This window comes from Cellulomonas sp. GbtcB1, from assembly GCF_019091725.1.
In the GTDB taxonomy this organism is placed as follows: Bacteria; Actinomycetota; Actinomycetes; order Actinomycetales; family Cellulomonadaceae; genus Cellulomonas.
The window spans coordinates 37,547-45,352 of sequence record NZ_JAGXJG010000031.1 but is presented as its reverse complement, the minus strand read 5'-3'; the positions used below and the strand labels follow the sequence as shown (position 1 = coordinate 45,352).

Annotated in this window: 6 protein-coding genes and 1 pseudogene; 6 read left to right on the top strand and 1 reads right to left on the bottom strand. The window is 75.3% G+C overall.

Going from position 1 to position 7,806, the window contains the following annotated elements; translation table 11 throughout:
* The 6 genes and pseudogenes from KVT14_RS12375 to smpB all read left to right on the top strand — a co-directional run.
* Positions 1–370, top strand: a pseudogene (locus tag KVT14_RS12375) (ABC transporter permease); the annotation flags it as partial.
* A gap of 27 nt (positions 371–397) precedes the next feature.
* On the top strand, positions 398–1,669 hold the full coding sequence (locus tag KVT14_RS12370) for an ROK family protein (protein WP_217615942.1): 1,272 nt from the start codon (positions 398–400) through the stop codon (positions 1,667–1,669).
* A gap of 204 nt (positions 1,670–1,873) precedes the next feature.
* Entirely contained in the window at positions 1,874–2,563 is a 690-nt protein-coding gene (gene ftsE / locus KVT14_RS12365) for a cell division ATP-binding protein FtsE (RefSeq protein ID WP_147794012.1), read from the top strand.
* A 13-nt stretch (positions 2,564–2,576) separates the two neighbouring features.
* On the top strand, positions 2,577–3,494 hold the full coding sequence (ftsX, locus tag KVT14_RS12360) for a permease-like cell division protein FtsX (protein ID WP_217615941.1): 918 nt from the start codon (positions 2,577–2,579) through the stop codon (positions 3,492–3,494).
* A 10-nt stretch (positions 3,495–3,504) separates the two neighbouring features.
* Positions 3,505–4,842 (top strand): M23 family metallopeptidase, encoded by a 1,338-nt coding sequence (locus tag KVT14_RS12355; RefSeq protein ID WP_217615940.1) that lies wholly within the window; start codon positions 3,505–3,507, stop codon positions 4,840–4,842.
* Between the two features lie 106 nt (positions 4,843–4,948).
* Positions 4,949–5,419, top strand: coding sequence for an SsrA-binding protein SmpB (smpB, locus tag KVT14_RS12350; RefSeq protein WP_147794009.1), 471 nt, complete (start codon positions 4,949–4,951; stop codon positions 5,417–5,419).
* Between the two features lie 102 nt (positions 5,420–5,521).
* On the opposite strand, the gene KVT14_RS12345 is transcribed toward smpB, so the two are convergent.
* Positions 5,522–7,690: a thioredoxin domain-containing protein gene (locus tag KVT14_RS12345; protein ID WP_217615939.1), complete on the bottom strand. Its 2,169-nt coding sequence runs from the start codon at positions 7,688–7,690 to the stop codon at positions 5,522–5,524.
* Between the last annotated feature and the right edge of the window lie 116 nt (positions 7,691–7,806).

Here is a 7,806-nt window from a genome sequence, read left to right as displayed (position 1 = left end):
GACGCGGACCGCGTTCGGCCGTCACGTGTACGCGGTCGGCGGGAACGCCGAGGCCACCCGCCGGGCGGGCATCCCCGTGGCCGTCGTCCGGCAGCTCTGCTTCATCATCTGCTCGACCATGGCGGGGGTGGCGGGCGTGTTCGCGGCGTCCCGGGCCACGTCGGTCGCCCCGATCGCCGGCGGGTCCAACGCGCTGCTGTATGCGGTGGGCGCGGCCGACAACGGCGGGACCGCCGTCATCGACAACGGCATGGGCCTGCTCGGGTACTCGGCGGGCGTCAAGTACGTTGTCACCGGCGGCGTGCTCGCGCTGGCCGCAGCCGTGGACGCCCTGTCCCGGCGCCGGGCGCGGGCCACCGGCCGCGTCTGAGGACGGCGACGACGAGGAGGGCGGCCCGTGCGGCTCGGTGCTGGCCCGCCGGTGCGGCGCGCGGACGCCTCGGGCCCGGTCGAGGTGCGGCGCGCCAACCTGTCGGCGGTGCTCCGCCAGCTGCACGTGGGTGGTGCGGCGACCCGGTCGGACATCGTCGCGGCCACCGGGTTCAACCGCTCGACGGTCGGCGCGCTCACCTCCGAGCTGGCCCGGGTCGGGCTGGTGCGGGAGCGGCCCGGCGTCGTGCGCGGCAAGGGCCGCCCGTCGCTCGTGGTCGAGCCGGTGAGCACCAGCGCCCACGTGCTCGCGCTGGACGTCACGCAGTCCAGCGTCGGCGCGGCGGCGGTCGGGCTCGGCGGCTTCCTGCTCCAGGTGCGCCGGCGGCTGCACCGCACCGACCCGTCGGACGTCGCGGGCGTGGTGGCGCTGGTCGCGGGGCTCGCGGCCGAGATGCAGGCGCGCGCGACCCCGGGCTCGGTCTGCCTGGGGATCGTGGTGTCGATCCCGGGCAGCGTGCGGCAGCCCGACGGCCTGGTGCGGCGGGCGCCGTCGCTGCGCTGGCTCGACGTGCCGTTCGCCGACCTGCTCCGGGCCGCCACCGGCGGGACGCTGCCGGTGACGGTCGGCAACGACGGCGACCTCGGCGTGGTGGCGGAGCACCTGCGCGGCGCGGGCCGCGGGTTCCGGGACGTGCTGTACGTCCGCGGCGAGGCGGGTGTCGGCGGCGGCGTGGTCGTGGACGGCGAGCTGCTCAAGGGCGTCGGCGGCTACGCGGGCGAGGTCGGGCACATCGTCGTGCGTCCGGGCGGCCGGCCGTGCGCGTGCGGCGCCCGCGGCTGCTGGGAGGCCGAGATCGGCGACGCGGCGATCATCCGGGCGGCCGGCCGGGACCCGCGGGAGTCCGACATCGAGGACGTGCTGGCGGACGTCGCGGTCGGCAACCGGCGCGCGGTCGCGGGGGTGCGGCGCACGGGGGAGTGGGTCGGCACCGGGCTCGCGACGCTGGTGAACCTGTTCAACCCGGCGGTCGTGGTGCTGGGCGGCACGCTCGGAGCGCTGTACCCGACGATGGAGCCCGCGCTGGAGGCGACCTACGCGCGGGCGCTCGGCCCGATCCGGGAGCAGGCGGCCCTGGTCCGGTCGGGGCTGGGCTCGGACGCGCAGCTCGTGGGCGCGGCGGAGGTCGCGTTCGCGGACGTGCTGGAGGACCCGGTCGGCACCGTCGAGACGCTGCGCGCCGGCGCGGCGCTGGTGCCGCACCCGCGCGGGGGCGAGCCGGCGGCGGACCCGGCGTGACGCGGGTCGCACGGGGTCCGCGGGGCGTGCGCGGCGGGGCGAACCGGACGATCTACGCGATCCGGGCGCAGCGGCCGTTCTCACAGGGAGCGACCGGCGTGTCACGGACGGGTCACGACGGGCCGCTGCCTACGCTCGACGCGGCCAGGTCCCGCACCACCCTCCGCACGCCCTCAGTCCCCGACCGGCTGGCCGCAGAACCCCGTGATCAGATTCGAGAACGTCACCAAGGTCTACGCGCGCGGCGCGCGACCCGCGCTGGACCACATCAGCCTCGAGGTCGAGCGCGGCGAGTTCGTGTTCCTCGTCGGCGCGTCCGGCTCCGGCAAGTCGACCTTCCTGCGGCTGGCGCTGCGCGAGGAGCGGCCCTCGGCGGGCAAGGTCTTCGTCGCGGGCAAGGACCTCACTACCCTGTCGTCGTGGAAGGTCCCGCACCTGCGCCGCCAGATCGGCGCGGTGTTCCAGGACTTCCGGCTGCTGCACAACAAGACGGTGTTCGAGAACGTGGCGTTCGCGCTCCAGGTGATCGGCAAGCCGCGGCACCACATCCTCACCACCGTGCCCGACGTGCTCGAGATGGTCGGCCTGGCCGGCAAGGAGAAGCGCCGCCCGCACGAGCTGTCCGGCGGCGAGCAGCAGCGCGTGGCGATCGCGCGCGCGTTCGTGAACCGGCCGTCGATCCTGCTGGCCGACGAGCCCACCGGCAACCTCGACCCGACGACCTCCCTGGGGATCATGCGCCTGCTCGACCGGATCAACCGCACGGGGACCACGGTCGTCATGGCGACGCACGACGACGAGATCGTCGACCAGATGCGCAAGCGCGTCGTGGAGCTGTCCGGCGGCGAGATGGTGCGCGACCAGTCGCGCGGCGTCTACGGCTCGGACCGCTGAGGGGAGGATCGACGTGCGACTGCAGTTCATCCTCTCGGAGATCGGCATCGGCCTGCGCCGGAACCTCTCCATGACCATCTCCGTCGTCCTGGTCACCTTCGTGTCGCTGACGTTCGTCGGCGCCGCCGCGCTGCTGCAGATGCAGATCGGCAAGATGCAGGACGACTTCTACGGCAAGGTCGAGGTCGCGGTGTACCTCTGCCCGGCCGGGACCTCCTCCGAGCCCACCTGCGCCGGCGGCGAGGTCACCGACGACCAGAAGCAGGCGATCCTCGACGCGCTCGACGCGCCGGACGTGTCCCCGTACATCGAGAGCGTCACGGCGGAGTCCAAGGAGCAGGCGTTCGAGACGTTCCAGCGCCAGTTCGAGGGCCAGTACTGGGCCCAGGTGATGACCGTCGACGACATGAACGAGTCGCTGCGGATCAAGCTCACCGACCCGGAGAAGTTCGAGGTCGTCGCCGACGTGCTGCAGGGCCGGCAGGGCGTCGAGACCGTGCAGGACCAGCGCGAGCTCTACAACACGCTCTTCCGGGTGCTGAACTCCGCGACCCTGCTGTCGCTCGGCCTCGCGGGGGTGATGCTGCTCGCCGCCGTCCTGCTCATCACGACGACGATCCGGCTGTCCGCCCTCAGCCGCCGGCGCGAGACCGGGATCATGCGCATGGTCGGCGCGTCCAACCTGTTCATCCAGCTGCCGTTCATGCTCGAGGGCGCGATCGCCGCGACCATCGGCGCGGCGCTGTCCGTCGCCGGGCTGTGGGCCGGCGTGCGGTATCTCGTGACCGACTGGCTCGGCGGCCAGGTCGCGTGGATCCCGTACGTCACCACCAACGAGGTGTGGCAGGTGGCGCCGTTCCTGGTGGCGGCCGCGATCCTGCTCGCCGCGATCTCGTCCCTGGTCACCCTGAGCCGCTACACGAAGGTCTGAGATGGCGAGCATGCGCACCCGCACCCCCCGCCGCGCGCGCGGCACCCGCGCCGTCGCCGCGTCGCTCGCCGGCGCGCTCGCGGTGCTGCTCGGGCTGACCGCGGCCGGGTCCGCCGTCGGCGACGACCTCGACGACCGGCAGGCCGCGCTGCAGCGCCAGCAGCAGCAGAACGAGCAGCAGCGGGCCGACGCCGAGGCGGCGCTGGAGGGGCTCAGCGCGCAGTACCAGCAGACCGCGCAGGACCTGCTCGCGGTCCAGCAGCAGCTCGCCCCGGCGCAGGCGGCGCTCACCGCGGCGCAGGCGGCGCTGGCCGGCTACGAGCGCGAGGCCGAGCTCATCGCGGCGCGGCTGCAGGACGCCGAGGACCAGGAGACGTCGATCAGCTCGACGATCGCCACGGACACCCAGCGCTCCGACGAGATCCGCAGCCAGATGCGGCAGATGGCGCGCCAGGCGTACCAGGGCGGCCCGAGCCTGTCCGGCCTCAGCATCATGGTCGGCGCGCAGACCGTCGAGGAGTTCACCGAGCAGTACGGCCTGGCGTCCGCCGCGCAGCGCACCCAGAACCAGGTGCTCGACGAGCTCGCCGACATCGAGGCCGCCAACAAGAACAGCCAGGCGCGGCTCACGGCCGTGCGCGAGCGGATCACCGAGCTCAAGGCCGAGGCGGACGCCAAGGTCGAGGAGGCGGAGCGGGCGCGCCAGGAGGCCGCCGACCGCCAGGCCGAGGTCGAGCGGCTCATCGCGGAGCAGACCGCCAAGCAGCAGGCCCTGGCCTCGCAGAAGGCGGCCGCCGAGGCCGAGGTCGCGTCCATCGACGCGGAGAAGAAGTCGATCGAGTCGGAGCTGACCAAGGTCGCGAACGAGCAGCGGGCCCGCGCGGCGGCGGCCGCCGCCGCGGCGGGGCAGCCGGCGCCCGCCGCCGGGCCCGTCTCCGGCGCGCTGTTCGGCAACCCGACGTCGATCAACCCGATCCACGTCACCAGCGAGTACGGCATGCGGCTGCACCCGATCCTCGGGTACTACCGGCTGCACGCGGGCATCGACCTGCGCACCTACTGCGGCACCCCGATCTACGCGGCCCGCGAGGGCACCGTGCAGTGGGCGCGCTGGCGCAACGGCTTCGGCAACCAGGTCATGGTCGACCACGGCCTGTACAACGGCAGCTCGCTGATGACGTCGTACAACCACATGACGAGCTTCGTGGTCGGCGGCGGGCAGCACGTGTCCCAGGGTCAGCTGCTCGGCTACTCGGGCAACACCGGGACGTCGGCGGCCTGCCACCTGCACTTCGAGGTGTACGTCAACGGCGCGACGCAGAACCCGCGGCCGCTGCTCGGCCTGTAGCGGAATCCGGGCGACGCGCGGGGCGGGGCCGGTTAGGCTGCTGCGTCGCCCCCCGGATCCGTCGGGGCACCCGCACGATCCCGTGCACGACCCCAGGAGGAGAGTCATGGCCAAGCAGAGCGGTCGGTCGCTCGTCGCGTCCAACCGCAAGGCGCGCCACGACTACCTGATCGAGGACGTGTTCGAGGCCGGCGTCGTGCTGAGCGGCACCGAGGTCAAGGCGCTGCGCGCCGGTCGCGCGTCGCTGGTCGACGGCTGGTGCTCGGTCGACGGCGGCGAGGCCTGGCTCGAGGGCGTGCACATCCCCGAGTACTCGCAGGGGACGTGGACCAACCACGCCCCGCGGCGCAAGCGCAAGCTGCTGCTGCACCGCGAGGAGATCGACCGGCTCGAGGCGAAGACGCGCGAGAAGGGCCAGACGATCATCCCGCTGTCCCTGTACTTCCTCGACGGCCGTGCGAAGGTCGAGATCGCGCTGGCGCGAGGCAAGCGCGAGTACGACAAGCGGCAGGCCCTGCGCGAGCGCCAGGACAACCTCGAGGCGGTCCGCGCCATGCGGGAGAAGCGCGACCGCTGACGCGCGGCGCGGGTCTCGCTCCGCCCCGTCTCGCCGAGTCTCCGTCTCCGGACCGTTCGCGCGCGGGTGCGGGGAGACGAGAGACGGAGACTCGGCGAGGGGCTACGCGAGCGACGCGCGCAGGGCGCCCGGGTCGGTCGTCGGGCGGTCGCAGACGAACCCGCGGCACACGTACGCCGCCGCGCGGTCGCCCACCAGCGGGCGGTCGCGGAGCAGGCCCACCGCCGCGGGGTCGGCGGCCACCTCGTCGGGGTCGCCCTGCGCGAGCACCAGCCCCGGCGCGGGGGAGCGCAGCGCTGCGCGCACCAGCGCCACCCGGCCCGGGTCGTCCGCCCGGCCGAGCACCGCGACCTCCCGCGGCCCGTCCAGCACCGCCTCGGCGGTCGCCAGCGCCCAGGCCACCGCGCGCGGGTGCTGGTGCGCGATCGACAGCGGCCCGGCGAGCGCGAGCTCCGCGGCGCGCCGGTCGGTCGCCGAGCCGGTCAGCGCCGCGCGGGCGAGCAGGGCGCCCGCCGCGGCCGACTGCCCCGCGGCCGAGGGCCCGTCCGCGACGTCCGGCCGGGTGGACAGCCGCGCGACGACCGGGTCGGTCTGGTCGTCGGCGGTGTCCCGGAACCCGTGGCCCGGCGCGCGGAACCGCGCGAGCACCGTGTCCAGCAGGGCCGACGCGCGCGCGGCCCAGCGCGGGTCCCCGGTCACGCCGCCGAGCACCCCGAACCCCTCGGCCACCGCGGCGTAGTCGGTGAGCACCCCGGGCGCCGTCCCCACCGCGCCGTCCCGGGAGGTGCGCGCCAGCCGCAGCAGCCCGTCCCCGCCGTCGAGCGTGTGCACGGTGTCGAGCAGCTCCGCCGCGTCCGCCGCCGCCGCGACCCACTCGCGGCGCTCCAGGGCGGCGCCCGCCTCGGCGAGCGCGGCGACCGCCAGCCCGTTCCACGCCGCGACCACCTTGTCGTCCCGCGCGGGCTGCGGCCGGGCGGACCGGGCGCGCAGCAGCGCCCGGCGCACCCGCGCGAACCGCACGTCGTCCTCCGGCGCCGGGTCCGCGCGCAGCTGCAGCACGGAGGTGCCCGCCTCGAACGTGCCGGCCTCCGTGACGCCGAACAGCTCCGCCGCCCACGCGCCGTCCTCGGCGCCGAGCGCCTCGTCGAGCGTCGCCCGGGTCCACACGTAGGTCGCGCCCTCGACGCCGTCGGTGTCCGCGTCGAGCGACGAGGCGAACGCGCCCTCGGGCGTCCGCAGGTCGCGCAGCAGCCAGTCGGCGGTGCCCTCGACGACGTGCCGGGCCAGGTCCGATCCCGTGCTGCGCCACCAGTGCACGCCGATCCGGAGCAGCATCGCGTTGTCCTCGAGCATCTTCTCGAAGTGCGGCACCGTCCACGTCGCGTCCACCGCGTACCGGGCGAACCCGCCGCCGACCTGGTCGGCCATGCCGCCGCGCGCCATCGCCTCCAGGGTGCCGGTCGCCATCGCGAGCGCGCGCTCGTCGCCGGTGCGGGCGTGCCGGCGGAGCAGCCACTCCAGGGTCGTCGACGGCGGGAACTTGGGTGCCCCGCCGAAGCCGCCGTGCTCGGCGTCGTACGACGCGGCGAGCGCCTCCACCGCGAGGTCGGAGACCCGGGCGACGGCGTCGAGGTCGAGGGCGGCGGTGCGGTCTTCGGCGGCGTCGCCCGCCCGCGCGCCGGTCGCCGCGTCGTTGTCGTCGGCCTCCGTGCCCGCCGCCGGGACCGCCCCCTCCGCCGGGGCGCCGCCCGCGGTGCCCGCGCCCGGCGCCGCCCCGCCGCCCAGGTGCGCCAGCAGCTCGGCGGCCCCGCCCCGGACCTCGTCCCGCCGCTCCCGCCACGCGCGGGACAGCGCCTCGAGCACCTGCCCGAAGGCCGGCCGTCCCGCCACGGGGACCGGCGGGAAGTACGTGCCGCAGAAGAACGGGTCGCCCTCGGGCGTCGCGAACACCGTCATGGGCCAGCCGCCCTGGCCGGTCATCGCCTGGGTCGCCGCCATGTAGGCGGCGTCGAGGTCCGGGCGCTCCTCGCGGTCGACCTTCACGTTGACGAACCGGCTGTTCATCACGGCGGCGACCGCCTCGTCCTCGAAGGACTCGTGCGCCATCACGTGGCACCAGTGGCACGCGGCGTAGCCGATCGACACGAGCAGCGGCACGTCCCGGCGGCGGGCCTCGGCGAACGCCTCCTCGCCCCACTCGTACCAGTCGACCGGGTTCCCGGCGTGCTGGCGCAGGTACGGGCTGGTGCTGCGGGCGAGGCGGTTCGGCATGCGTCCCACTCTCGCCCGGCGCCGCGGGGCCCGCACCCCGCGCGGGTGCCCCGGGTGGCCCGGCGGCGCGGAGTCCGCCAGAGTACGGATCCCGCCCGCTCGACCCCGAGGAGCCC